23 protein-coding genes and 1 pseudogene are annotated in these 24493 nt (G+C 67.7%); 5 read left to right on the plus strand and 19 right to left on the minus strand.

Going from position 1 to position 24493, the window contains the following annotated elements; genetic code table 11:
* Positions 1-202 precede the first annotated feature (202 nt).
* Entirely contained in the window at positions 203-1195 is a 993-nt protein-coding gene (locus tag BKA23_RS17340; RefSeq protein ID WP_145230857.1) for an o-succinylbenzoate synthase, read from the plus strand.
* Positions 1196-1219: 24 nt separating this feature from the next.
* Here BKA23_RS17340 and BKA23_RS17345 read toward each other — a convergent pair whose 3' ends face one another.
* Positions 1220-1747 carry a TetR/AcrR family transcriptional regulator gene (locus BKA23_RS17345; protein ID WP_211841785.1) on the minus strand — a complete coding sequence of 176 codons (528 nt, stop codon included), beginning with the start codon at positions 1745-1747 and terminating at the stop codon, positions 1220-1222.
* 221 nt (positions 1748-1968) lie between these two features.
* Between BKA23_RS17345 and BKA23_RS18055 the strand changes: the two are divergent.
* Positions 1969-2712: pseudogene (locus BKA23_RS18055) on the plus strand (MFS transporter); the annotation flags it as partial.
* Positions 2713-3023: 311 nt separating this feature from the next.
* Here the strand turns inward: BKA23_RS18055 and BKA23_RS17355 are convergent.
* From BKA23_RS17355 to BKA23_RS17365, 3 genes are all read right to left on the minus strand, one after another.
* Entirely contained in the window at positions 3024-3827 is an 804-nt protein-coding gene (locus BKA23_RS17355) for an inositol monophosphatase family protein (RefSeq protein WP_211841786.1), read from the minus strand.
* A 71-nt stretch (positions 3828-3898) separates the two neighbouring features.
* Entirely contained in the window at positions 3899-4384 is a 486-nt protein-coding gene (locus BKA23_RS17360) for a DUF2087 domain-containing protein (RefSeq protein WP_145230871.1), read from the minus strand.
* A 286-nt stretch (positions 4385-4670) separates the two neighbouring features.
* On the minus strand, positions 4671-5411 hold the full coding sequence (locus tag BKA23_RS17365) for an SDR family oxidoreductase (protein ID WP_145230873.1): 741 nt from the start codon (positions 5409-5411) through the stop codon (positions 4671-4673).
* A 56-nt stretch (positions 5412-5467) separates the two neighbouring features.
* Between BKA23_RS17365 and BKA23_RS17370 the strand changes: the two genes are divergently transcribed.
* Both BKA23_RS17370 and BKA23_RS17375 read left to right on the plus strand, forming a co-directional pair.
* Positions 5468-6694 (plus strand): AMP-binding protein, encoded by a 1227-nt coding sequence (locus BKA23_RS17370; RefSeq protein WP_145230875.1) that lies wholly within the window; start codon positions 5468-5470, stop codon positions 6692-6694.
* 26 nt (positions 6695-6720) lie between these two features.
* The gene (locus BKA23_RS17375; protein WP_145230877.1) at positions 6721-7605 is read left to right on the plus strand and encodes a 1,4-dihydroxy-2-naphthoate polyprenyltransferase; all 885 of its coding nucleotides are present in this window, start codon (positions 6721-6723) and stop codon (positions 7603-7605) included.
* Positions 7606-8309: 704 nt separating this feature from the next.
* Here the strand turns inward: BKA23_RS17375 and BKA23_RS17380 are convergent.
* From BKA23_RS17380 to BKA23_RS17425, 10 genes are all read right to left on the minus strand, one after another.
* Positions 8310-9515 carry a S1C family serine protease gene (locus BKA23_RS17380; protein ID WP_145230880.1) on the minus strand — a complete coding sequence of 402 codons (1206 nt, stop codon included), beginning with the start codon at positions 9513-9515 and terminating at the stop codon, positions 8310-8312.
* 153 nt (positions 9516-9668) lie between these two features.
* A complete protein-coding gene (locus tag BKA23_RS17385) occupies positions 9669-10340 on the minus strand; it encodes a DUF1345 domain-containing protein (protein WP_145230882.1) in 672 nt (223 codons plus the stop codon).
* A 32-nt stretch (positions 10341-10372) separates the two neighbouring features.
* On the minus strand, positions 10373-10615 hold the full coding sequence (locus tag BKA23_RS17390; RefSeq protein ID WP_145230884.1) for a DUF4229 domain-containing protein: 243 nt from the start codon (positions 10613-10615) through the stop codon (positions 10373-10375).
* Positions 10615-11622: a c-type cytochrome biogenesis protein CcsB gene (ccsB, locus tag BKA23_RS17395; RefSeq protein ID WP_145230886.1), complete on the minus strand. Its 1008-nt coding sequence runs from the start codon at positions 11620-11622 to the stop codon at positions 10615-10617. The genes BKA23_RS17390 and ccsB overlap by 1 nt, the downstream gene beginning before the upstream one ends.
* Positions 11619-13322 (minus strand): cytochrome c biogenesis protein ResB, encoded by a 1704-nt coding sequence (gene resB / locus BKA23_RS17400; protein WP_246104726.1) that lies wholly within the window; start codon positions 13320-13322, stop codon positions 11619-11621. Before resB ends, ccsB begins: the two co-directional genes overlap by 4 nt.
* A gap of 2 nt (positions 13323-13324) precedes the next feature.
* Positions 13325-14014, minus strand: a complete 690-nt coding sequence (locus BKA23_RS17405) for a cytochrome c biogenesis CcdA family protein (RefSeq protein ID WP_170226703.1) — start codon at positions 14012-14014, stop codon at positions 13325-13327.
* A gap of 55 nt (positions 14015-14069) precedes the next feature.
* Entirely contained in the window at positions 14070-14660 is a 591-nt protein-coding gene (locus BKA23_RS17410) for a TlpA family protein disulfide reductase (protein WP_145230890.1), read from the minus strand.
* Positions 14657-15355, minus strand: a complete 699-nt coding sequence (locus BKA23_RS17415) for a histidine phosphatase family protein (RefSeq protein ID WP_145230892.1) — start codon at positions 15353-15355, stop codon at positions 14657-14659. Before BKA23_RS17415 ends, BKA23_RS17410 begins: the two co-directional genes overlap by 4 nt.
* A gap of 50 nt (positions 15356-15405) precedes the next feature.
* Positions 15406-16737 (minus strand): glutamate-1-semialdehyde 2,1-aminomutase, encoded by a 1332-nt coding sequence (gene hemL, locus BKA23_RS17420; protein ID WP_145230894.1) that lies wholly within the window; start codon positions 16735-16737, stop codon positions 15406-15408.
* 91 nt (positions 16738-16828) lie between these two features.
* The gene (locus BKA23_RS17425; RefSeq protein ID WP_145230896.1) at positions 16829-17371 is read right to left on the minus strand and encodes a MarR family winged helix-turn-helix transcriptional regulator; all 543 of its coding nucleotides are present in this window, start codon (positions 17369-17371) and stop codon (positions 16829-16831) included.
* Between the two features lie 328 nt (positions 17372-17699).
* Between BKA23_RS17425 and BKA23_RS17430 the strand changes: the two genes are divergently transcribed.
* On the plus strand, positions 17700-18230 hold the full coding sequence (locus tag BKA23_RS17430) for a YceI family protein (RefSeq protein ID WP_145230898.1): 531 nt from the start codon (positions 17700-17702) through the stop codon (positions 18228-18230).
* A 471-nt stretch (positions 18231-18701) separates the two neighbouring features.
* Here the strand turns inward: BKA23_RS17430 and hemB are convergent, their stop codons facing one another.
* The 5 genes from hemB to BKA23_RS17455 form a co-directional block, all read right to left on the minus strand.
* Complete coding sequence (gene hemB / locus BKA23_RS17435; RefSeq protein ID WP_145230900.1) at positions 18702-19709, minus strand: porphobilinogen synthase; 1008 nt, start codon at positions 19707-19709, stop codon at positions 18702-18704.
* 87 nt (positions 19710-19796) lie between these two features.
* Positions 19797-21356: a bifunctional uroporphyrinogen-III C-methyltransferase/uroporphyrinogen-III synthase gene (locus BKA23_RS17440; protein WP_425473790.1), complete on the minus strand. Its 1560-nt coding sequence runs from the start codon at positions 21354-21356 to the stop codon at positions 19797-19799.
* A gap of 74 nt (positions 21357-21430) precedes the next feature.
* Entirely contained in the window at positions 21431-22447 is a 1017-nt protein-coding gene (hemC, locus tag BKA23_RS17445) for a hydroxymethylbilane synthase (RefSeq protein WP_145230904.1), read from the minus strand.
* The gene (locus BKA23_RS17450) at positions 22444-23745 is read right to left on the minus strand and encodes a glutamyl-tRNA reductase (protein WP_145230906.1); all 1302 of its coding nucleotides are present in this window, start codon (positions 23743-23745) and stop codon (positions 22444-22446) included. The genes hemC and BKA23_RS17450 overlap by 4 nt, the downstream gene beginning before the upstream one ends.
* Entirely contained in the window at positions 23742-24410 is a 669-nt protein-coding gene (locus BKA23_RS17455) for a redox-sensing transcriptional repressor Rex (RefSeq protein ID WP_145230908.1), read from the minus strand. The genes BKA23_RS17450 and BKA23_RS17455 overlap by 4 nt, the downstream gene beginning before the upstream one ends.
* Between the last annotated feature and the right edge of the window lie 83 nt (positions 24411-24493).

Consider the following 24493-nt stretch of genomic DNA (forward strand, 5'->3'; position numbering starts at 1 on the left):
TGGCATTGAGCACCTCGGGCCGGTCGAACGCGATGCGCACCGTGCCGCGCTCCGGGCCAGGTCGCACGCACCGGTGATAGGTGATGTCGGTCAGGTCGAAGCCGGGCACCTGCTCCCAGGCGCTCGCGTCGAAGGGATTGCCACTCGTCTCGCTCACGACCCCGACTGTATGACGTAGCCTCTCGCGGCTAGCGTCGGAGCCATGACGAAAGTGCCCCCACTCGCGGATCTGCTGGACTCGATGCACGTCGTCAGCATTCCGATGCAGGTGCGCTTCCGTGGTGTGATGCACCGCGAAATCGCTGTGTTCTCAGGGCCTTCCGGGTGGGGCGAGTTCTCGCCCTTTCTGGAGTATGCAGCCCCGGAGGCGTCCCGCTGGCTCGCAGCCGCTATCGATGCGGCGTGGCAGTCGTGGCCGTCGGCGGTGCGGCATACGGTCCCCGTCAATGCCACCGTCCCCGCGGTCGCTGCCGCCGACGTGCCCGCCGTGCTCGCCCGGTATGACGGCTGCGGCACCGCGAAGGTGAAGGTCGCCGAGGCGGGCCAGTCGCTCGCCGACGACCTCGACCGGGTGGCGGCCGTGCGCGAAACGATGGGCGCGGCCGCGAAGGTGCGCATCGATGCCAACGGCGGCTGGTCGGTCGACGACGCGGCCGCCGCGATCACCAGGCTGTCGGCATACGACCTCGAGTATGCCGAGCAGCCGTGCGCTTCCGTCGAAGAACTCGTCGACCTGCGAAAGGCATTGGCGCGCAACGGCATCGACGTGCCGATCGCGGCGGACGAGTCGATCCGCAAGGCGACAGACCCGCTGCGCGTCGCCCGTATGGGCGCCGCCGACATCGCCGTGGTCAAGGTTGCGCCCCTCGGCGGAGTCGCCTCGGCGCTGTCGATCGCCGCCGATGCCGGGCTACCCACCGTCGTCTCGAGCGCCGTCGACTCCTCGGTCGGGATCGCCGCCGGCCTCGCGCTGGCCGCTGCGCTGCCCGACCTGCCGCACGCATGCGGGCTCGCAACGCTGGAGTTGATGGCGGGCGACGTGGTCGGCGATTCCCTTGTGCCGCAGTCGGGTTCGATCGAAGTCCGCCGGCCGGAGCCCAGCACCGAACTGCTGCACGAGTATCGCGCGAACCCCGAGCGCACTGCCTGGTGGCGACAGCGCGTCACCGACTGTCACGCACACCTGACCGCCTGACGCCCTGACGCCGCCGTCGGAAGCTCAGGAAGCCGGCTGCGCCATCAGCAGCACATCAGCAGCGAGCCGTCGTGCGTAACTTCTCGTCACCGGCAGCGCGAAGACCGCGTGGTGATACAGCGGCCCGATGATGTGGTCGAGCACCTGATCCACCGTCGGCACCGCTTCGCCACGCTCGTGCGCACGCTCGATCAACCGAGCCGCCTGTGCGCCACGGACGTTCCAGCACGGACACACCTCGACCAACTCGTCACGCGCCGAGGCCAGGGCGCGCAGATACCGGCTGCGCTCCGGTCGAGCAATGTCGTCGGCGATCAGCTCGGCCCACTCCGTCAGGTCACCGGTGAACGTGCCCACGTCCGGCAGCACGTCGTTCTCGTGGGCCATGACCGCGACCGCAACCTCTTTCAGCAGTGCGTCGACGTCGCCCCAACGCCGGTAGATGCTGGTCGGATTGACGCCGGCGCGCTCGGCCACCATCGGGATCGTGATGCGGTCGGGACGCTCATGCGCCATCAGATGACCCACGGCGGTGTAGACGGCATTCGTCACACGCGCGCTCCTGCCTCCGACGCGGCGCGGTCGTTCGGTGGTGTGACTCGTCATACAACCCATTATTGCAACTGATGTGGCTTTTAGGCGACCTGGGGTGCTACTGTCGTTAACGCATCTACTTTTGCATTAACGCTCACCGCCTCTTCCCCCGTAGGAGCATCATGCGCCTGTCACCTCGCGCCGGATTCGTGCTCGCCGCAACGATCTTCATCAGTCTGATGGCTGCTGCGGCTGCGCCGTCGCCGTTGTACCCGGTGTACCAATCCCGTTGGGGTTTCTCGTCGTTCACGCTCACGCTGATCTTCGCCGTCTACGTCTTCGCACTGCTCGCAGCATTGCTGACCGCCGGCTCGATCTCCGATCACATCGGTCGGCGCCCGGTGATCGCGATCGGACTGCTGCTGTTGTGCGGGAGCATGCTGATCTTCATCTTCGCGGGCGGCCCCGGAGACCTGATGGCCGCGCGCATTGTGCAGGGGCTGGCCACCGGCTTCATCACCGCCACCGTGACCGCGATGATCGTCGACCTGCAGCCGAGCAGTTCCACCGGCTCGATCGTCACCGGTTCCAGCCCCACCACCGGCATCGCCATCGGCGCGGTGCTCGCGGGGGCCCTCGTGCAGTACGCACCCTGGCCGCGCTTCCTGGTCTATTGGGTGCTGCTCGCGGTCTACCTGCTGATGCTGGCCCTGCTCGCACTTGCCCCCGAGCCGGTGGGTTCGCCGCGCCCGCACCGCTCGATCGTGCTGCGCGCCCTGCGGCCCAGCGCCGGTGTCGCGGTGCCCGCGCGCACTGTCTTCGTCGCGATGGTCCCCGCGCTCTGCGCGACCTGGGCCCTCGGCGGTCTCTATCTGTCACTCGGATCCTCGGCAGTCGCGGAGGTTTTCGGCATACGCAACCATTTCGTCGCCGGATTGATCCTCGGCGCGTTCTTCCTTTCCGGAGCGATCGGATCCGTCATCGCGATGCGACTGCCGGCAGGGCTGCAACGCGCCTTCAGCTACACGGCCCTGGCCAGCGGCGTCATCCTCAGCGTCGTTGCCACGCTCACCTCGACCATCGCGCTGTATGTCGCAGGCTCCGTCGTGGCCGGCCTCGGCTTCGGTGCGACCTTCCTGATGGCGATGTCGGCGATCGCCGCGGTGACCCCTCCTGCCGAACGCGGGCAGACCTTCGCGACGACCTTCGTGGTGAGCTATGCGGCCTTCAGCGTGCCGGCGGTTGCAGCCGGTCTCGCCGCACAGCAGTGGGGGCTTCGCGGCACGCTCGTGGGTTACGGCGTGCTCGACGTGTCCTTGGTGGTGCTCGCCACGCTCATGGCGCTGCGGACCCGGTCGGCCACAGCCGACGAGCCGGCCGCCAGCAAGGGGCCTTGCGTCGACGTCGGGTCGTATGCCGTGCCGTCCGAATAGCTCAGCTGCCCGCCGGTCTCGCTGACCAGCAGCTGGCCCGGGGCGTGATCCCAGGGCATCGCATTGCGGTACAGCAAGTATTCGCAGGCGTTTTCAGCAAGCTTGGGGTAGTCGATGCCGCAGCTGACCCAGGTGAGTTCCAGGGGCGGCAGGTGACCGAATGCGGTGCCGACGAGCTTCCGGCGAGACGTGCGGCCCAGCGGCCGGTCCGCATTTCGCGGCACCACCGGCAGCCGCCGGTCACCACAGAAGGCACCCGCTCCACGCTCTGCGACATATGCCAGGTGGTGTTCGGGCTGCCAGATCCACGACCGCACCACCTCTCGACCGCGCAGTTCGGCCACCATCACCGCGTGGTCGGGCGAACCGTGCACGAAGTTCTTCGTGCCGTCGACCGGGTCGATCGTGAACCAGTGCTCGGCGCCGGATGCCGCGGCCAGGATCGAGGCATCCGCGGCGACCGCCTCCTCGCCCACCAGCAGTGCGTCCGGATAGGCCGAACGCAGGGCTGCCGTGATCGCGACCTCCGCCTCACGGTCGGCGACGGTCACCAGATCGCCGGGGTTCTTCTCCATCACCTCGCCGTCGGCGAGAGCACGGAAGCGCGGCTGGATGACCTCAGCGGCGACGTCTTGCAGGAGGCTCAGGACCTGGTCTGTCTGCACGTGCAACAACTATGCCGGTCGCCGCGATCGGATGCGAACCCGTCCCGGCTGTCGCGACAACCGTCGCTGCGTCATACGTTCTCAGGTCCTGCTGCGTGAGCACGACGCACGCGCGCCGCCTCGTCGACCGGCACCTCCTGGGCCTCGAGCCAGTTGCGCTCGGGCACCTCATCGACCAGCCAGTATTCGCCGTTCGCGCGGGCGAGATAGCGGTAGTCGACCAGCTCGCGGCGGAGGAAGGCGTAGTCGTCGTATGTCGGTGCCAGCAGGTCGTTCACCTCACGCTCGGCATATCTGCGGCCGGGCTCGAAACGCTCCATCACGCGCAGCAGCACCACCACACGCGCCTTGCGCTTCACCGGCATGCTCCGCAGACGGTCACCATCGAAGAAGTTACGAATCGTCTTTGCTACGAAGGCATCCGCCGCGGCGAGATCCGCCTTCGCGGGTGCATCGGGACCGGCTGCAAGCACCGCGGCACGTGCTGCGGTGTAGTTCTCACCGGTCTCGATCATCCGGGCGCGCACGATGCGCTTGAAGTCGCGGTCGCTGGTCATCATGCTCTGCTCTCCGGCCGCCGCGCCCCCAGCACGACCGGCGGCGCGTGGAAGAACGAGCCGACAAAACGACCGGAGAATCTGCTTCCCTTCGCCGTGTCGCGCCCGGGCTGGGGCCGGCCGCGCGGCTGGGCGTCGGATGCCGCCACTGCGGTCAGCCTGCCAATCCGGCGATGTCGCCGTCAACCGGGTATGCCGGTCCGCGGGTCAGCCAGCGCCGATGCGCTTGTGGGCGACCGGCTGATCAGCTGGGGCGTCATTGGTCAGCTGTGTCGCACGTGACGCGCTAACTGCTGCGATCCACCTTGTGCGCTGCTGCCTGTGCGCGCGGTTTGACCACCAACTGGTCGATGTTGACGTGCGGAGGACGCGTCGCGACGAAGGCGACACAGTCGGCGACATCCTCCTGCGTCAGCGGATTCGCCACTCCTGCATAGGTTTTCGCGGCCCGATCTGCGTCTCCACCGAACCGGTGCAGCGCGAACTCGTCGGAGGCGACCATGCCCGGATCGATCTCGCATACCCGGACCGGCTGGTCCCAGAGCTCAAGCCGCAACGACACCATCAGCGAGTGCACGGCCGCCTTGCTGCCGCAGTAGCCGCCTGCACCCTCGTATGCCGCAAGCCCCGCCAGCGAGCCGATCGCGATGATGACGCCCTCGCCGGCAGTCACGGCCGGCAACAGCGCACGGATCGTCTGCTGCACGCCGATCACGTTTACCTCGAACATCTTTCGCCAGTCGTCGGCATCGGCCGCGCCGACCGGGTCGAGCCCGACAGCACCCCCGGCGTTGCACACCAGCACCTCGACGCGTGGCCCGGCAGCCTCCGCGAGCGCTGCGACATCCGCGGCGGAGGTCACGTCACAGGTCACCGCGCGACCGCCGATCTCGGCGGCGAGTTCCTCGATCCGCTCGGTGCGCCGCGCTGCGCAGACCACCTCGAATCCCTCTGCGGCGAGCCGCCGAGCGCTGGCCCGCCCGATGCCGCTGCTCGCTCCGGTCACGACTGCGATGCGCTTACCCATGACGACAACCCTAGGCAGGTGACCGGCGCACCCGAGCGGCTGCCTACCCTGAACGGGTGCCGACGCTGCTGCCTTTCGACGTCTCCGCATCGACCCTGCCGGACTACTGCCGGGCGCTGCGGCGGGCGCTCGACGGCACCGGCCCCGCCATACAGCCGTATGCCGGGACTCCCCCGACACCGGCCGATCCGGCAGCAGTCGAGCAGGCTCCGGACGAGCTCGCCCTGGTGGTGAGCACCTCCGGATCGACCGGCTCCCCCAAGCGCGCCATGCTCACCCGTGACGCACTGGTCGCCAGCATCGACGCCACCCACGAACGCCTCGGCGGCGCCGGCCAGTGGCTGCTGTGCATGCCTGCGCATCACATCGCCGGCACCCAGGTGCTGCTGCGCTCGATGCGCCACGGCGACCCGGGCCCGATCATCGCGACGGCCTTCAGCATCGACGGCTTCATCGCCGACACTGCGAGACTGACCGCCGAGCGGAGGTACACCTCGCTCGTGCCGACGCAGTTGCGCCGGCTGCTCGACGCCGGCCCGCAGGCGCTGGCGGCCCTCACGGCATACGACGAGATCCTGCTCGGCGGTGCCGCCACCCCTCCGACGCTGCTGGCGGCGGCACGCGGCTCCGGTGTCACCGTCCTGACGACGTACGGCATGAGTGAGACGGCCGGCGGGTGCGTGTATGACGGAGCGCCACTGCGCCCGACAGGTGTCGTGCTCGACGAGGACGGGCGGATCACGCTGACCGGCGCGACGATCGCGTCCGGCTATCTGGGCGATCCGCAACGCACCGCCGCGGTCTTCGGCATGAGCACGCCCGTCGAGGCGACAGGCGACACCACCCCCGACAGTGACCCCGGCGACGCCGGCGACGGCACTCCTGATGTCGTCCGCACCTTCCGCACCGACGACATCGGCGAGTGGAGCGACGGCAGGCTGCACGTGCTCGGACGCATCGACGACCTGATCACCACCGGCGGTCTCAAGGTGGCGCCACGCGTCGTGGAGGAGGCCGCCGCCGCCCTGCCTGATGTGCTCGAAGCGGTCGCCCTCGGCCTGCCGGACCACGAGTGGGGGCAGGCCGTCGGTCTCGCAGTACGGGCGCGAAAGCCGTTGCAGGTGCAGCAGATCCGCGACCTGCTGCGCGACTCGCTTCCGCCATACGCTCTCCCGCGGCGCTTGTTGCAGGTCGACGAACTGCCGTTGCGCGGGCCCGGCAAGCCCGACCGTGCGGCGTTGGCTGCGGCGCCGGGATGGCAGACTTTGCCTGCTCACCACTGAACCGACTTCGGAGTACTCCTGCGCGCATGGCCACGCTGAACGAATGGATCGCCGGCTCCCGGCCCCGCACCCTTCCCGTGGCGGTCGCGCCCGTGGCCGCCGGCACCGGATCGGCATACACGCTGCACCACGCGAACCTCGGCTACGCGCTGCTCGCGCTGATGGTCGCGCTGCTGCTGCAGATCGGCGTGAACTTCGCCAACGACTACAGCGACGGGATCCGCGGCACCGACGACGCCCGGGTCGGGCCGGTGCGGCTGGTCGGTCAGGGGCTGGCGACACCCGGCAGCGTCAAGGCCGCGGCCTTCGGCTGCTTCTTTGCTGCTGCGCTCTTCGGTCTGGCCCTCGTGGCGCTGTCCAGCACGTTCTGGCTGCTGATCTTCGGCGTGTTCGCCATCATCGCCGCGTGGAAGTACACCGGCGGCAAGAACCCCTACGGGTACCTGGGCCTCGGCGAAGTCTTCGTCTTCGTGTTCTTCGGGCTGATGGCGACCGCCGGCACGACCTACACGCAGGCCGGCCGCACGGATGTCGCCACCTGGGCCGCCGCGGTAGGTGTCGGAGCGATCGCCTGCGCCATACTCGTCGCCAACAACCTGCGTGACATCCCAGGTGACATCGTCTCGGGCAAACGCACGCTGGCTGTGCGGCTCGGCGACAACAACACCCGCGTGCTGTATGTCGCTCTGCTGGTCCTTGCCCTCGCCATGGTCGTCGTGGCGGCCGTCGCGCACCCGTGGGCGGGCATCGCGGCGCTCGGGCTCGTGGTGGCGGTGCGCCCGACACTGGTCGTGATCCGCAAGGCGCAGGGTCGCGACCTGATCCCGGTGCTCGCCGGAACGGGCATGACGATCCTCGCGTATGGCGTGCTCTTCGGCCTCGGGCTCTACCTGAGCTACCGCACCGCCTGAGCTACCGCCGCCACTGCCGAGCTACCGCCGCCACTGCCGAGTCGCTCGTGCCGCATCCTCAGCGAGTGGCGCGACAAACGCTGCGCCACTCGCGACTGGCACGCACATGACCCAGTCCCGGCAAAAGAAGGGCCATCCCGCGCCACTCGCCGACGCCCAAGGCGCTCCCGCGCCACTCGCGTCACTCACCCGCGACTGGCACGCACATGACCCAATCCCGGCAAAAGAAGGGCCATCCCGCGCCACTCGCCGACGCCCAGGGCGCTCCCGTGCCACTCGCGTCACTCAGCCGCGACTGGCACGCACATGACCCAATCCCGGCAAAAGAAGGGCAATCCCGCGCCACTCGCGCATCGCGTGGGACCAAAAGTGCGTTGACCTGGCAGTAGGTGTTGTTGTCCGCGTCGGATAACAACACCTACTGCCAGGTCGACGCGAAAGGTGGAGAGCTGGAGACGAGGGCCCAACGCGAGAGGTGGGGGCTGAGAGGCAAGGATGCCGATGCGCGGACGCCACGCTTCTTCGTCTTCCACGTCGGGTGCGCGGACCGGCAAGGATGCCGAGGCGCGGACGCCACCCCGACGAACGTGGAAGTGGCGCGATGACGCGTTGAGCTGGCACCAGGTGTCGTTATCCGAGCCGGATAACGACACCTGGTGCCAGCTCAACGCGAGAGGTGGGACGTTGGACGTGAGCCAATTCGATCAGTTCTCGCTGCTGGCCCCCAACGTGAGCGTTGCGGTGTGCGACTGACCCGTGGAGTCGATCCAGCTGACGCTGACCCGCTGGCCCGGGTAGTAGTCGTTGATGATCGACGACAACTGCGAGACGCCGCTGATCGTCTGGCCGCCGACCGCGGTGATCGTCGATCCCGCGGTGATGCCGGCCGCGGCAGCAGCGCTGCCCGAGACCGTGCCTTCGACAAGAGCGCCGGATGCCTGCGAGCCGCCGTAGTAGCTGCCGCCGGACGATGATGAATCCGAGATCTCCACGCCGATGGCGGCGCGGGCACCGATGTGCACCGTCGCGGTGCGGGTGCCGCTCTCGATCAGGTTGGCGACCTTGAGCGCCGACGAGATCGGGATCGCATAACCGGAGATCGGCGAGCTGCTCGACGCTGCGGTGTCCATCCCGACGACCTCACCGGCGGAGTTCAGCAGCGGACCACCGGAGTAACCGGGCACGATCTGGGCATTCGTCTGCAGCAGGCCGTACAACGTCTCCGAATCGGTGGTCGAGCTCTCGTCCGAAGCGGTGATCTGCTTGCCGGTGCCGGTGATGGCGCCGCTGGTCTTGTAGAGCGTCCCCTGGCCGCCGCCCTGGCCCACCGCGGTCACAGCCTCGCCGAGCGAGGCCGCGGCGGTGTCCAGTTTGGCCGTCGTCATACCGCTGGCTCCGGACAACTTCAGCACGGCGATGTCGTGCGTCTCGTCGTGGCCGATCACGGTCGCGGTGTAGGTCTTGCCGTTGGCATCGGTGACGCGGATCGACGTCGAGGACTCCACGACGTGGTAGTTGGTCAGGATGATCCCGTTGGAGCTGAGCACCATTCCGGTGCCGGCTCCCTCACCGCCCGGCAGCACAGTGTCGACCATGACCACCCCCGGCTGCGACTTCACCGGTGTGCCCGAGATGACCGCTGAGCCGGTGCTGGCACCGGGCACGGTCCCGTACGAACCACCGGACCCGCTCGAACCGCTGGAACCGGACGAGCCCGAACCGTAGCCACAGCCATACGGCTGCGATCCGGAGGACCCGTTACCGGAGGCCGACCCGGGCGTGACTGTCGTGGGCGCCGCCACCGACACGCTGTCCGCGGTGTTCAGCGCGTGGTCGGCGGCGACGGCGCCTGCCGGGCCGATCGCGATGGCCGCGATCGCGGCGCCGGTGATGATGAGACGACTTCTCATGATGTGCTCTCCTCGACGTTGTCTGAGGAACAGTTCACTCCGACAGCTCAAGGTTTTGCTCGGTGCAACCTATGCGTCAGTTGTGACGTGCCACGGGTCGCCGCCGCAGCCATGAGCGCGGTTCCTAACCCAGATGTGCGTCATCGCCCGAACTCAGTTCAGGATGTTGACCGCACGCGCCAGCACCAGGGCCATCGTGCACAGGGCCACGAGGCTCTGCACCGTGAAAAGGGCCTTCGCGCGACGGGTCAGCGGCATCACGTCGGTCGGCGAGAAGGCGGTCGCATTGGTGAAGCTGACATAAAGGTAGTCAAAGAACAGCGGCCGCCAGGACGGGTCGGTCAAACCCTCCTGGGTCATCTGTGGGAACAAAAAGTCCGGATACGGGTCTCGCACACGCGCCCGGGCGTACGGCCCGCCCCGGTCCAACTGCCAGTACCAGATGCCGAACGAGATCACGTTGGTGACATAGATGCTGGCGCCGGTCACCAGCAGCGGCAACGCCTTCATGTCCGACGATCCCTGGATCAGGTGGCTCACCAGCAGGCCCGAGCTGACGGTGTTGTCGATCGAGATCAGCGCCACGACGGCCAGCCCGAGCACACGGATGTGCCGCACGGCCGCGCCGGAGACACCGAGCGCGATGAGCAGCGCCAGCAGTGCCAACTCGAGAGCCGGCAGCGGCCACTGCGGGTGGATCAGGACGAAATGCGGCGGCAGGAGGTACTGCAGCCCGGCCGCCACCAGGATCGCGACGGCGACGGGCGCGATGTTCTCGACCTCGTGCGGCTCCCGCCACGCAAGATGCCGGTGCTGCTCAGTCACGACGCACCGTCAGCGCACGTATGACGCCCGGCTCAGTCCTCGTCATCGAAGTCTTCGGCGGTGCGCATCGCATCGGCACGCTTCTGCCGCTCCGCGACCTTGCCCTCGATCTGGGTGGCGAAGCGCTCCCGCGGACCACGCAGCGCGAAGAAGGACACCACCAGCGAGACGGCCGCAGAGGCGACCAGCAGGGTCCAGCCGCGCAACGTTGCGGCATACAGGGCGAGCAGAACGATGAAGAAGATCAGGATCCGCCAGATGGAGTACCGAACCATCACATTCCCGAGTAGGAGTGCATGCCGACGAAGAAGACGTTGACGATGCAGAAGTTGAACAGGATGCAGACGAAGCCGGCGACCGCGATGTATGCCGCCTTCTTGCCGGTCCAGCCGGCGGTGGCGCGAGCGTGCAGGTAGGCGGCGTAGACCACCCAGATGACCAGTGTCCAGGTTTCCTTGGGGTCCCAACTCCAGTAGTGGCCCCACGCCTTCTGCGCCCAGATCGCGCCGGCGATCAGGGTGAAGGTCCACAACGGGAACGCGACGATCAGCAGGCCATAGGTCGTGCGGTCCATCACGTCGGACCCGGGGACGGCGTCCATGAACTGGAACTTGGTGTCGCCGGAGTCCTCACGCCACTTCTGCACGAAGTACAAGATCGTGGTGGAGAACGCGATCGTGAACACGGCCACCGACAGGATGGCGACGGTGACGTGAATGGTCAGCCAGTAGTTCTGCAGCGAAGGAAGCAGCGAACTTGCCGCGGTGTAGAAGATCGTGGCGGCCAGCATCTCGGTGAGCACGGTCGGACCGACGACGAACAGTCCCAGCGAGCGAACGTCGCGACGCAGGCTCCACAACAGGAACGCACACATGACGAAGAACGCACCGACGATGGCGAATTCGTACATGTTGCCCAGCGGCGGACGACCCACCGACATACTGCGAGTAAGCACGCACGCACCCAGCAGGATGGCGCCCAGCCAGGCCAGCGCCATGCCGATACCGGCCCACTGACGCTTCTGCGGCGCGGGAGCCGTCGCCGTGGAGGTGCGCTCGATCACCGTTGTCGACCCACCCGCGGAGGCCGCACCGGCAGCTTCGGTCTCACTCTCCTCGAGGGCGGCCGCGGCTCGCGCGACACGCCCCGGGTGTCCGGCCAGGTCGAACGCGAAGGCGAACATCGCGAACGCGAGCACCACCGCCGAGGCGTAGAGGAAGTGCGTCGAGGTGTTCTCCAACCCGACGTTGGTGGCGTGCCCGCCGAACGACCATGTCTTCATCGCAGTTCACCTGTTCTACCGCTGGTGGGTGTATTTCCGAGTTTCACGTCAACGCCGTCAAGCAGGGCCTCAAGTGCCACCGGCAGGCGCGGGTCTGCTCCCTTGGCAAGAGCGCCAGCGCTGACCAGAGTACGCCGCTGGCTGGAAGCGTCCTCGGTGTCACCTGGGCCTTCGCCACCCGCAGCTGTGACCGGTGCCGGTGAGACCTTCAGGAAGATGCGTCGACGGCGCAACGTCATCGACATGACGAGCCCTGCCAGCCCGAGCAGTGAGGCGACCAAAGCTGTGGCCTTGCCGGGGTCGTAACGCGCTGACAGACCGGCCCAGCGCGGGATGTTCGCGCTCATCGAGATCGTCGTGCCGTCGGGAAGCTTTGCCGTCTGGCCGGGGCCGATCGCCACGCGCCACGGTTGGCCGTTGCTCATCACCTGGGTCATGTCCTGGGTGTTGAGCGTGTAGACCGACTGCGGCAGGTCGCCCGGGAACAAGTTGCCCTGGTAGGCGCCGAGCACCAGCATCGGGTTGTCGAGGCCCGGGAAGGTCGAGATCGGTCCCTGCGAGTCGCTCAACTCACCGGTCGGCAGGAAGAACCCGTAGAAGCCCAACTGCTTGGGCGAGGCTGCCGACACCTTGACCGCACCGACGGAGCGATACATGTTGTCCTGCGGCAGGAAGGGTGTCGACTGGCTGTAGAGCACCTTGCCCGTGGGGCTCTTGACGGTGATCACCGGTGCGTAACCGTTGCCGAGCAGATAGACCGAGGTGCCGCTCTCGTCGAGGGCGTCGTTGACTTCCAGAAGCTCGTTCTTCGGCTTCTGGTTGGCGTCCTGGGAGGTCACCGAGGCGATGAAGTCGCGCGGCTGGCCGTACTGCGGTGAACTTGTCGGAACGTCCTTCTCGAAGGTCACCTTCAGAGAATTGATCGCCACGGTGAACGGCTGGATGTCGTTGGTGCCCACCCAGGGGCCGAGGTCCATCGTGTTGTAGTTGCCGGCCGAACTGGTGAAGGACTGCCCCACCGGCACGATGACGTCACCGCGCCAGCCCATCAGGTGGTCGGCTGCGACAGCGAGCACGACCAGCACCAGGCAGCTGTGAAACACCAGGTTGCCGGTCTCACGCAGCCGGCCGCCTTCGGCGGCGATCGCCTGCACACCGTCGACGGGTTCGTCCACGCGCACGCGGTAACCCTTGCGTCGCAAGGCTTCCCGAGCTGCGGTGACGACCTCGTCCGGGCTGCCTGTGAACTCGCGCGAACTGCTGGCGGGCAGTCGTTCGAGTCGCCTGGGCACCCGCGGCAGCGGCGAGCGCAGCGCCCGGAAATGAACCCGGATGCGCGGTAGCACACAACCGATGAGGGACACCAGGAGCAGGATGTAGATCGCGGAGAACCACGGAGTCGAGTAGACGTTGAACATTCCCAGGCGTTGCAGCCACGGCCCGGTCGTCGTGTGCGACGCGAGGTAGGACGTCACCCGCGTGGCGTCGATGTCGGTCTGCGGGAACACCGACCCGGGCACGGCCGCGACCGCGAGCAGCAACAGCAGGAACAACGCCGTGCGCATCGAGGTCAGCTGACGCCAGAGCCACCGCACGGTCCCGAAGAATCCGAGCTTGGGCTGGACGATCTTGGTGGCGCCCTTGGGTCGCTCGTCCGCCTGCTCCTGCGGCTGTGGGGTGGATTCGGTTTCAGTCGACAAAATCAGATCACCGGAGTAAAGGAGGAGGACCTGGCCTGCAGCCAGGTGATGACGTGTTCCCAGACGCCGGCGACCATCAGGACACCGACCACGAGCATGAGCGTGCCGCCGATCAGCTGGATCGGACGATGGTGGTTGCGCAACCACCGTGAGGCCTTCTCGGCACGAGACCACCCGGCTGCGATCAGCAGGAAGGGCACTCCGAGGCCGAGACAGTAGAACGCTGCCAGCATCACGCCGCGGTGCACGGTGCTGTGCTGGTCACCGATCGGATTGGCCAGGTTGAGGATTGCGCCATACACGGGCCCGACGCAGGGGCTGGCGCTGAGCCCGAAGACCGCACCCAGCAGCGGTGCACCGAGCAACCCGGCCGACGGTCGCCACCGCACAGGGATGCCGCGCTGACCGATGAAACCGAGGTAGACCAGCGCGAGCAGGATCACCACGACCCCGCCGAGGCGCAGCATCAGATCCTCGTGGCCGAACTTCAGCGACGTCGCCCAGCTGTATGCCGCGGCGACACCGACAAGCACAACGCTGAATCCGACGACGAACAGAAAGGCCCCTGTCACCAGCCTGGTGCGGCGGCGTTCGTCGGTCAGTCCTGTGACGTAACCGAGAAAGCCTGGCACCAGCGGCAGCACGCAGGGCGAGGCGAAGGACACCACGCCCGCGAGAAGGGCCAGCGCCATCGCGGCCGGCAGGCTGCCGGTCGCGACTGTCCGTGCTGCATCCGCGTGCAAAACGCTACTTCGACCCTTCTGCGTCCTGCACGAGTCCGAGCAAAGTCGACTCGGTCGTCGCACCGGCGACGCGTGCCGCAATGCGGTGCTGGCTGTCCAGGACCAGTGTGGACGGTGTGGCAGTCGCCTTGTTCTGCAGTTCCAGCAGAGCCTTGCCACCGTCGGACTGCAGCGAGGGATAGGTCACGCCGACGGATTCGAGATAGGCGGCGGCGGTCTGTGGACCCTCGTTGAGGTCGACACCGATCATCACGATGTTGCCCTGCTTCTGGAACTGCTTCCAGGCCGCCTCAAGCTGGGGCATCTCGGCCTGGCAGGGCGGGCACCACGACCCCCACGCGTTGACCACGATGATCTTGCCGGCGTAGTCGGCGCTGGACCATGGCTGCCCGTCGAGCAGTTTGCCGGTGAGCAGCACCGGCTTGCCGCGATCGCTGGACGCCAATTGCACGACGGTGCCGTCGCCGGCGATGTAGTTCTTGTCGTCACCCTTGTTTGCCTGCTGGGAGATGGACTCCCCACTGCCGCTGGAGCAGGCAGCAAGCCCGAAGGTGGCAACGCACAGGGCGATCGCCACCAGTGCCGTTCGCTTCATTCGTCGTTCTCTCCATGGTCGCTCGACCGGTGGCCGGTCGGTTCGGGTCCTGTCGCACTACCGGCGGCCTCATGCGCACCGGGAAGAAGGTCACGGGACGGCTCGGCATACGACACGGTCAGCAACTGGTCGCCGTCGAAGGCGAGGCTGGTGACCGAGGTGAGCGTGCACTGCCGCTTGCGCGGGTCGTGCCACAGCCGCTTGCCCTCGTAGTGCATCCGGGCTGTCCAGACCGGGAGTTGGTGGCTGACGATGACCGCCTCGTGCCCACCTGCCGCCGCGCGAGCGTCGTCGACCGCTGCGGTCATCCGTTCGACGATCTCCGAGTACGGCTCGCCCCAGCTGGGTTTGAGGGGGTTGGTGAGCTTGCCCCAGAAGCGCGGATTGAGCAGCTTCTTGGGGTCTTTGCCGACGGTCAGACCCTCGAAGTCGTTGGCCGCCTCGATGACCCGGTCGTCCAGTTGGACGGACAGCCGCAGGTGTTCGGCCAGCGGCTCGATGGTCTCCTGGGCTCGCTCGAGGGGCGAGCAACGCAGGTGGGTGATGTCGCGGTCGCCGAGGTATGTCGCAACGCGTCCGGCCATCTGCCGACCGAGCGCGGACAGGTGGAAACCTGGCATCCGCCCGTAGAGCACGCCCTGGGGGTTGTCGACCTCGCCATGGCGCACGAGGTGCACAACGGTGTGGTCGGTCATTGCTTCATGCTCTCATTCCAGTCTGTGACGGCCCTGCTCGCGGGCCGCACTCAGCCTGCGGATGCCGCCGTGGCCGCGTGCGGCAGGGCGTCGAGCACGTGAGCGACAGCATCGTCGTCGTGCGAAGCGCTGACGAACCACGCCTCGTAGGAACTCGGCGGCAGGTGCACGCCGCGCCGCAGCATCTCGTGGAAGAAGCGCCCGTATGCCGCATGGTCCTGCGCCTTGGCATCCTCGTAGTCACGCACCGCGCCGTCGCGGACGAAGACCGAGAACATCGAGCCGGCCCACTGGACGGTGTGCGACACACCGGCTGCGGCGAGCGCCTCGGATGCGGCATCGGCGACCGTGTGTGCGACGGCGTCGAGCCGGTCGTAGACCTCGGGGGTGCAGCCGCGCAGCGTGGCGAGTCCGGCCGCGGTGGCGACGGGATTACCGGACAGCGTGCCCGCCTGATAGACCGGGCCTTCCGGCGCCAGGCGGCTCATCAGATCGGCGCTTCCGCCGAATGCTGCCGCGGGGAATCCGCCGCCCATCACCTTGCCGAAGGTGAACAGGTCGGGCGCCCCACCCTCGGGCTCGCCCTCGAGGCCGTACCACCCTGCCGCCGAGCAACGGAATCCGGTCATCACCTCGTCCGAGATCAACAGCGCGCCGTGCTCGCGGGTGACGCGACGCAGGGCATCGGTGAAGCCGGCCGCCGGCGGCACGACACCCATGTTGCCGGGCGACGCCTCGGTGATGACGCACGCGATCTGGTCACCGTGTTCGACGAAGGCTGCCTCGAGTGCGGCGACGTCGTTGTAGGGCAGCACGATCGTCTCGTGCGCGCTGGAAGCCGGGACCCCGGCGGAATCCGGCAACGCGAAGGTCGCCACACCGGAACCGGCCGCGGCCAGCAGCGGGTCGACGTGACCGTGATAGCAGCCGGCGAACTTCACGACCTTGCTGCGACCGGTGGCTCCGCGGGCTAACCTCAACGCGGACATCGTCGCTTCGGTACCGCTGCTGACCAGCCGCACCTGCTCGACCGGCGCGACGCGGCGCACGATCTCCTCGGCCAGCAGCACTTCGTTCTCACTGGGCGTGCCGAACGAGAATCCGTGGGTGGCGGCCTCCTGCACCGCCGCCATCACCTCGGGGTGGGCATGACCCAGGATCATCGGCCCCCACGAGCAGATCAGGTCGACATACCGGTTGCCGTCGACGTCGGTCAGCCACGGGCCCTTGGCCTCGGCGATGAACCGCGGCGTGCCACCGACTGCCCGGAACGCGCGCACCGGGGAGTTGACTCCACCCGGTGTGACGGCCCTGGCCCGATTCAGCAGCGCGGCAGAGGCCGGTGTGTCCTGGATCAGGTGCGAGGTGGGGGCATTCGTCATACGTTCATTGTCTCAGCCCGGAATGTGCGACTCGACCGCGGTTGAGCCGACCGAGAGGTATGCCGCAGCGCAGTCGCCGCGGACGGAGTCGTCAGGAGTCGTAGCCGGGCATCAGGTGCTGCAGCACCCGCGACATGGCTTCGCCCAGGTTCTGCCGCATCTGCGGGTCCATCTGCTGCATCAGGTGGGTCTGGACGCCGCGCACGTGCACCTGCGCCGCTGCCTCGATGGCCGAGTGGCCCTCGTCGGTGAGGACGAGTTCGATGCCGCGGCCGTCATCCGGGGTGGGGCGACGGCTGACCCAACCGCGCCGCTGCAGCCGAGTGGCGGTGTGGGTGACTCGACTGCGCGACTGGATCACCAGATCGGCAAGCGCGCTCATCCGCATGGAGCCGGTCTCGGACTCGGACAACATCGACAGGAGTTCGTATTCGGCGAGAGTCAGCCCCATTGCCTGAAGTTCGGCGTCCAGCGCGAGTTCGAGGGCCCGGCTGCCCCGGAGGTACGAACGCCAGGTGTGCTGCTCTGCGTCACTCAGCCACGGCACCGGATCCTGCGCTGCGGTCGCCCCCGCGCCCGCTGCGTCGGTCGCCGCGGCGGGCGCGGGGGTCGGTGCGTCGAAGGTCGGGCTCATGAGGGGACAAGCATAAGCAACGACTCTTGCCCAGCGGTCCATCCACGCGAGGTGTCGGTGAGCGCTGATCTCCTCAGGGTTCAGGTGGGTGCTCGACGCGAGATGGCACCAGGCGTCGTTATCCGCCGTTCGCAACGACACCTGCTGCCAGGTCATCGCAAGCGGCGCCTCACACCGGCACGTCCGGGCGTCCACCGGAGCCGAGCGTGACGTTCTCATGGCGTTCACTCGCATCGGCTATCGTTGACCACGGAATAATTGAACATTCAACAATGTTCACCTTCTGTCGACACGAGAGTCGCCAGCCATCACCAATCGAAGGAGCAGCATGACCACCCTGAAGGACCTGACCCCGGGAACCTGGAACATCGACCCGGCCCACAGCGAGTTCGGTTTCACCGTTCGCCACCTCATGGTCAGCAAGGTCCGCGGCAAGTTCGACGACTTCGCCGCCTCGGCCACCGTGGGCGAGCAGTTGGAGGACTCCAAGGTCGAGGCCACCGTGCAGATGACCTCCATCAACACCGGCGTCGCCGACCGCGACAACCACCTGCGCACCAACGACTTCTTCGAGATCGAGAAGTTCCCCACCATGACCTTCGTGTCGACCGCCATCAGCGCCGACTCGATCACCGGTGACCTCACCATCAAGGGCAACACCAAGTCCGTGACCTTCGACGTCGAATTCGGCGGCGTCGGCTCAGACCCATGGGGCGGCACCCGCGCCGGCTTCGAGGCCAGCACCGAGATCAACCGCAAGGAGTTCGGCGTCACCATCGACATGCCCCTCGAAGGCGGCGGCGCGGTCGTCGGCGACAAGGTCAAGATCATCCTCGCCCTCGAATTCGTGAAGGCCTGACCGATCGGTCTGGACAACCGGTTAGAAACTTCACCAAAGCTACTGACAAGTGGACGACTGACCTAGTAACCTCTCACCTACGAGTGGCACCTACGCAGACCCCCGAGTGCGCAGGTGCCACTCGCTTTTCATGTCCGGGTCGGTATGCCGGTGCTGAATCTCCCTTGTATGCCGGTGCTGGTTCCCGCATTGCGCGCTAAGCGTCCGGTCAGACTCCGTCGATCGCCGCGCGTGCCATCACCAACCGATCAGCGCATCGCGCCGGCATCCTTGCCCCGTAATACGGAAACGTGATCATCGCGATCAGCAGCGCCCACCGGCGTCCGCGACCGGCATCGCCGTCAGCTCGGTGAGGACACGCACCAACCCGGTCGCCGGAGTATGGGGTTCGGCCCCAGCTCGTCATCGTGCAGGTGGCTCATCACGCGACCATCGCCCAGGCGCAGTTCGCACCACAAGCGAATTCGCGGGTCACCGCAGTTGCAGGCGGCGCGCGACCTCGACGGCGTAGTAGGTCAGGATGATCTGCGCGCCGGCGCGCTTGATCGACGTGAGGGACTCCATGACCATCCGGTCGCGGTCGATCCAGCCGTTGGCGGCGGCGGCCTCGATCATCGCCATCTCGCCGCTGACCTGGTAAGCCGCCACCGGCACGTCGGCGAGTTCGGCCGCGTCGCTGAGGATGTCCAGGTAGGGCAGCGCGGGCTTGACCATCACCATGTCGGCGCCCTCGTTGAGGTCGAGCGTGAGTTCACGCATCGCCTCGGTGCGATTCGCCGGATCCTGCTGGTATGCCGCCCGGTCACCCTGCAGGGTCGACTCGACGGCCTCCCGGAACGGGCCGAAGGCTGCCGAAGCGTATTTCGCGGCATACGCCAGGATCCCGACGTCGGCGAAACCGGCCTCGTCGAGGGCGGCGCGGATCACCGCGACCTGGCCGTCCATCATCCCCGACGGACCGACGACATGCGCTCCGGAGTGCGCCTGCGCGACCGCCATCTCGGCATACAGCTCAAGGGTTGCGTCGTTGTCGACCCGGCCCTGCTCGTCGAGCACGCCGCAATGGCCGTGCGAGGTGAACTCGTCCAGGCAGAGGTCCGACATCAGCACGGTGCTGTCACCGACCGCGTCCCGCACTCGTCGCAGAGCGACGTTGAGAATGCCGTCAGGGTCGATCGCGCCCGAGCCGGTCTCGTCACGCTGCACGGGCACGCCGAAGAGCATGAGTCCGCCGACGCCTGCCTCGACCGCCTCGATCGCAGCAGCCACGAGCGAGTCAAGAGTGTGCTGCACGACGCCCGGCATAGAGCTCAGCGGGACGGGCGCATCGATGCCCTCCTTGACGAACATCGGCAGCACCAGGTCGGCCGGGTGCAGTCGGTGCTGGGCGACCAGTCGGCGCATCGCAGGCGTGGTCCGCAACCGGCGTGGCCGGACCGCTCCTGCCGGCAACGAGAAGTGCTCATTCCTCGGGCTCATGCAGGTGCTTCTTTCGCTCGCTGTCGGTCGGCGCCGGGCCACGGCCCGGACGCCGACCAGCAGGTGACTGTCAGTGCGCAGCGCAGGTCAGTGCGACGCTTTGGCCTTGCGGCGGGCCGCAGCCTTCCGCTCGCTGGGCCGACGGGTGGGCTCACCGTTTTCGGCGGCCGACAGCGCCAGGCCGCGACCGTAGTCGGCCAGCGCGTCGACCAGCGCAGTCGCCGACGGCTCGGCGGCCAGCACGTCGACCCGCAGGCCGTGCTCCTCGGCGGTCTTGGCTGTGGCCGGACCGATGCACGCAACCACCGTCGTCGTGTGCGGCTTGCCGGCGATGCCGACCAGGTTGCGGACGGTGGAGCTGGAGGTGAAACAGACCGCGTCGAACTTGCCGGTCTTGATCGCCTCACGCACGTGCGGGGCCGGCGGTGCGGCGCGGACCGTGCGGTATGCCGTGACGTCGTCGACCTCCCAGCCGATCTCCTGCAGACCTGCGACCAGGGTGTCCGTCGCGATGTCTGCACGCGGCAGGAAGACGCGGTTGATCGGGTCGAGCAGCTCGTCATACTCGGGCCATCCCTCGAGCAGGCCGTGCGCGGACTGCTCCCCGGTCGGCACCAGGTCGGGCTCGAGACCCCACTCGCGCAGCGCGTCAGCCGTGACGCCACCGACAGCGGCGATCTTGAGGCCGGCGAAAGCCCTTGCGTCCAAACCAAATTCGACGAACTTCTCGCGCACAGCGCGCACCGCGTTGGCGGAAGTGAAGCCGATCCACTCGTAACGGCCCGTGACCAGGCCCTTGATCGCGCGCTCCATCTGCTGCGGCGTGCGCGGCGGCTCGACGCTGATCGTGGGCACGACATCGCTGGACGCGCCGTATGACGCGAGCCGGTCGGTCATGGTGCTGGCCTGGTCCTTGGTGCGAGGCACCAGGATGTTCCAGCCGAACAACGGCTTGTTCTCCCACCACGACAACTGTTCCCGCATCTCGACGACCGAGCCGACGACCGCGATGGTCGGCGCCGCGAGCTTGTTGCCCCTCAGCTGCGCGACGACCTCGCCGAGCGTGGTGACCGTCGTGATCTGGTGGATCGTGGTGCCGTCGGTGCTGAGGGCGACCGGGGTCTCCGGTGCACGGCCTGCCGCCAACAACTTGGCAAGACCGTTCGGCAGCGCATCAGCGGCTCCGAGGACCACGACGGTGCTGTCGGCGGCGGTGCAGGCCGCCCAGTCGGTGCGATCGTCGCCGGCGGAGACAATGTGCATGGCGCGAGAACTGTTGGCGGTCAACGGGATTCCGGCATACGCCGGGACGGCGGACACCGAGCTGACACCAGGCACGATCTCGAAGCCGATCTCTGCCCTGTGACAGGCGACGGCTTCTTCGGCCAGCCCGTTGAAGGTCGCGGGGTCGCCGTCCATCAGTCGCACCACCAGCGGCTGGCTGTCGGGACGAGCGGCGGCCTTGGCTGTCCGGACCACGAGCTTGGCGCGCGATGCGACGGTCAGCGGCTGGCCGGTCTCACCGTGGCCGGCGTCGACGATCTCGACATCCGGCCTGGCGAACAACGCGACGAATTCCTCCCGTGCGATCTGGTCGATGATCACCACATCCGCCTCACGCAGCAATTGCGTGGCACGCACGGTCATCAGAGAGGGATCGCCGGGCCCGGATCCGACGAAGGCGATTCGGGCGACGATCTTGGTGGGCTTGGTTGAGGAAGTCACGATTCACACTCCGCAGCGCTGGTGGGGACAAAGGTGGTGACGGGGGTGGTGCTGGGTAAGGCTCCGCCGGGCGCTGGATCCGGTGGGGCCTCGGGCCGTGGCGACATCGCGTCACGAGCCCCGTCCTGCAAGAGCACCTGGGCGAGTTGCTCACCCAGCTGCTGAGCGGTTTCGACCGGGCCGGTCACCGACCGGCGCAGATCGAAACTGCCATCGGTGCGGCCGACGAAGGACCGCAACGAAATCTCAAGGGAGCCGTCGAGCTCCTCCGACACCTCGGCGAGCGCACCGATGGGTGCTGAGCAGCCGGCCTCGAGTGCGCACAACAGGGCACGTTCGGCGGTGACCGCGGCACGGGTGTCGGCGTGGTCGAGAGCCGCCACGGCTACAGCCAGTTCGGCATCGTCGCTGCGGATCTCGAGGGCAAGCGCACCCTGTCCGGGCGCGGGCAGCATCTGCACCGGCTCGAGGGTCTCGGTGATCTCGGCGGCCCGGCCCAGCCGCACCAAGCCGGCGCGCGCCAGGATGACGGCGTCGACCTCTCCGGAGGTGACCAGGCCGATACGGGTGTCGACATTGCCGCGGATCGCGCGGACCTGCACGCCCAGCCCGAGCGCCGCCAGCTGCGCCTCGCGGCGCGGTGATCCGGTGCCGATGACAGCACCCTCGGGCAGTTCTCCCAGGGTGAGTCCGTCGCGCGCAACCAGCGCGTCGCGGGCATCCTCACGTGCAGGGATCGCGGCGATCGTGAGTCCGTCATACGGCAGGACGGGCAGATCCTTCAGCGAGTGGACCGCGAGATCGATGCGGCCGGTGAGCAGAGCGTGACGTATGGCGGTGGCAAAGACCCCCGTGCCACCCATGCTCACCAGCGGCGCGAGATTGGTGTCACCCTCGGTGACGATCTCGACCAGCTCGACCTCGTGGCCGAGCGCCCGCAACTGGTCGGCGACCAGTCCCGACTGCGTGGTCGCCAGGTGGCTGCGGCGGGTGCCGAGACGGATGCGAGTCATCGCACGCCTCCGTCCGGCGGCAGAGTCGGGATGGCGGCTACCCGCGTCTGGTGCGGGTCGAGGTCGAACAACGTGCGCAACAGCGCGGCGTAGTCCTGACCGCCCTGCTCCTCACCGGCCAGCTGCTTGATACGCACGGTCGGGGTGTGCAGGATCTTCTCGACGACGCGGTGGATGGTCATCTGCACCTGCGCGGCGTCGGCTTCGGACAGGTCGATGCGCTGCCCCAGCCGGCCGAGTTCGAGGGCGACGACGTCGGCGGCGCGAGCACGCAGCGCGGCCACGGTCGGCGCGACGGCGGCGGCCCTGCGGCCCACCAGAAATTCGGCGACCTCGGCGGTCACCAGGTCTTCAACCGCACGCACCTGGGCGCGCTCGTCGGCATCGGCTGCACTCACGGCACCGAGGTCTTCGAGTGACAGCAAGGTGATGCCGGGCAGCGCAGCGAGTGCCGGGTCGATGTCGCGGGGCAGGGCCAAGTCGATGAGCACCCGAGCGCGGTCGCTGGAGGTCACCGTCGCGGCATCCAGCACGTGACCCACTGCCCCGGTGCACGACACGATGATGTCGGCGCCGGTCACGGCGTCGGCCAGCTCGTCCCACCCACGGGCCACACCAGCGGTCGCCTCGGCAAGGCGCTGCGCCTTGGCCGCGGTGCGGTTGATGACGGTCAGGCCACCGACACCGGCACGCGCCAGCGTGTGCGCGGACAACCCGCTCATCGCGCCGGCACCGATCACCAGCGCCTGCTGATGACCGAGGTCACCGAGGACGGCCTGCGCCTGCAGCAGCGAACGCTCGACGAGAGAGCGGCTCACGGTGTCGATGTCGGTCTCGGCGTGCACGCGCTTGCCGACGCGCAATGCCTGCTGCAGCAGTGCCGACAATGCCGGGCCGAGATGCGCACCTTCCTGGGCCAGGCTCAGCGCCGAGCGCAGTTGGCCCAGGATCTGGCTCTCGCCGACCGCCATCGAGTCGAGACCGGCCGCCACGTGGAAGACGTGTGCGACGGCGCGGTCCTCGAAGTGCACGTAGAGGTGGTCACGCAGCTCGTGGACCGGGATTCTCGTTGCGGCTGCGAAGGATTCGGTGATCGAGGTGACTGCGCCGTGGAAGGTGCCGACCTCGGCATACACCTCGATGCGATTGCAGGTCGACAGAACGACGGCCTCGCCGACGTGCTCGTTGGTGTCGAGGGCCTGTGCGAGTTCGTGCACCTGCTCCGGCGACAGCACGGCACGTTCGAGAAGGTCGACATCGCACGTGCGGTGCGAGATGCCGATGACGATCAGACTCATCGTGCCTCCTTCAGGGAGGTCTCGTCGCCGCGGCCTCGTTCTTCATGGAAGGCCAGAATCTGCAGCTCGGTGGCGAGGTCGACCTTGCGGACCTCGACACCCTCGGGCACGGTCACCATGCACGGTGCGAAGTTGAGGATCGAGCGCACCCCGACGGCGACGGCCTGGTCGGCGGCGGCTTGTGCTGCCTCGGGTGGTGTGGCCAGCACCGCGATGATGCTCTCGGGGGCTTCGACCGCGAGCATCGCGAAGTCGATGACACGCAGGCCGGCGATGGTGGTGCCGACGATGGCGGGATCCTGGTCGACCAACCAGCGCACCTTGAACCCGCGCGTGGCGAAGCCGCTGTATGACGCGAGCGCGTGGCCCAGGTTGCCCATGCCGATGATGGCCACGGACCAGTCGTGATGCAGGCCCAGCTCTCGGGAGATCTCCTCCGACAGGCGTGTGACGTCATACCCGACACCACGCACGCCATACGAGCCCAGGTGGGAGAGATCCTTGCGCAGACCGGCCGAGCGCACTCCCGCGGCTTCGGCGAGCTCCTCCGACGAGACCAGATCGACGTCGCGGGAATGGAACGAGCGGAGGGCACGAAGGTAGACCGGTAGCCGAGCCACGGTGGCTTCGGGAATATCCCGACGGGCGGCTGGGGCGGTGCTCACTGGCGCTCCGACTCCTCTTCCGAATGGGCCGACGTATATCAAACGCCCGACACCAGAGGATCACTGACCCCCAGACTCTAGGT

This window comes from Rudaeicoccus suwonensis (genome assembly GCF_007829035.1).
Lineage (GTDB): Bacteria > Actinomycetota > Actinomycetes > Actinomycetales > Dermatophilaceae > Rudaeicoccus > Rudaeicoccus suwonensis.